General features: G+C 46.3%; 2 protein-coding genes and 1 pseudogene. All 3 read left to right on the plus strand.

What is annotated here, in order from left to right:
• Positions 1–286, plus strand: a pseudogene (locus JHJ32_RS22580) (conjugative transposon protein TraK); the annotation flags it as partial.
• Positions 287–298: 12 nt separating this feature from the next.
• Entirely contained in the window at positions 299–727 is a 429-nt protein-coding gene (locus JHJ32_RS22585) for a hypothetical protein (RefSeq protein WP_200122994.1), read from the plus strand.
• Between the two features lie 18 nt (positions 728–745).
• The coding region (locus JHJ32_RS22590) for a nitrogen regulatory IIA protein (protein WP_200122996.1) at positions 746–955 on the plus strand (210 nt) is incomplete at its 3' end.

Consider the following 955-nt stretch of genomic DNA (forward strand, 5'->3'; position numbering starts at 1 on the left):
TTACAAAGACTTGTCGGAAAAGGGCTATTACAGCCGTATCATTTCGGGGAACGTGCAGCAACGCATTGAAGTGGATAGTGTCCTGTGCAATTTCGACAACTACCCGTATGCAGTGCGCACCTATGCCAAACAGTTCATCATTCGGTCAAGCAATGTAACCAGGCGTAACCTGATTACTACCTGCTATCTCGTCAACTCCGTTCGTTCCGACAATAACCCGCAGGGCTTCAATATCGAAAAATTTGCAGTCGTGGAAAATAAGGATATAGAGGTTATCGAACGCTAAAAAATCAATCTTATGGAAGCATTATCAGATTTAAGCACGTTCGCAAAAATCCTTACCGACAAAGGATATAACGGGTATTTCCATACGCAGGGAGCGTATGCCGGAAGGCTGAAAGACAGCATCAGCGATTACCTCGAAAGCTGCCAAAAAGGTGCAGATACTTTGCCTAAACAGGACTTACTGCTGACAGGCTACCTGCAATGGTCGGGCGATGACAAACCCCGTGTTGAATGCAATATGTGGGTAAAGTACCTGAATGGCAAATTCTCATTGAGCCGTATGGAGATAGCGAAGAAAGACGGCTTTGGGCAACTGCTCAAAAAATCGGAACTGGCAAACCTGTCCGTAATGTCCGCACCCAAATTAACAGAAGCGGTCGCATTGGTCAACGATGCGCCGAAGCAAACGGCGGGTAAAAGTCCTAAGCGTTTCAAGCTATAACACAGAAATAGTAAGGCTATGAAAAAATTAAGAGCAAATATGGACAGGTACTTTGACAAGCTGGACGACCGTTGGCGGGCGTTGCCCTTGCGCAAACAGCACCGATATACGCTGTACTTCTTTGTGGGTTACCTGCTGCTTACCGTAGCGGTCATTGGCAAAGTGATGTACGATACCTCAAAGTCCGGTAACGATATGGTCATTGAGCATATCGAAAACCCTGTCCTC

The sequence above is a fragment of the Parapedobacter sp. ISTM3 genome, from assembly GCF_016533505.1.
Classification (GTDB): Bacteria; Bacteroidota; Bacteroidia; order Sphingobacteriales; family Sphingobacteriaceae; genus Parapedobacter; species Parapedobacter luteus.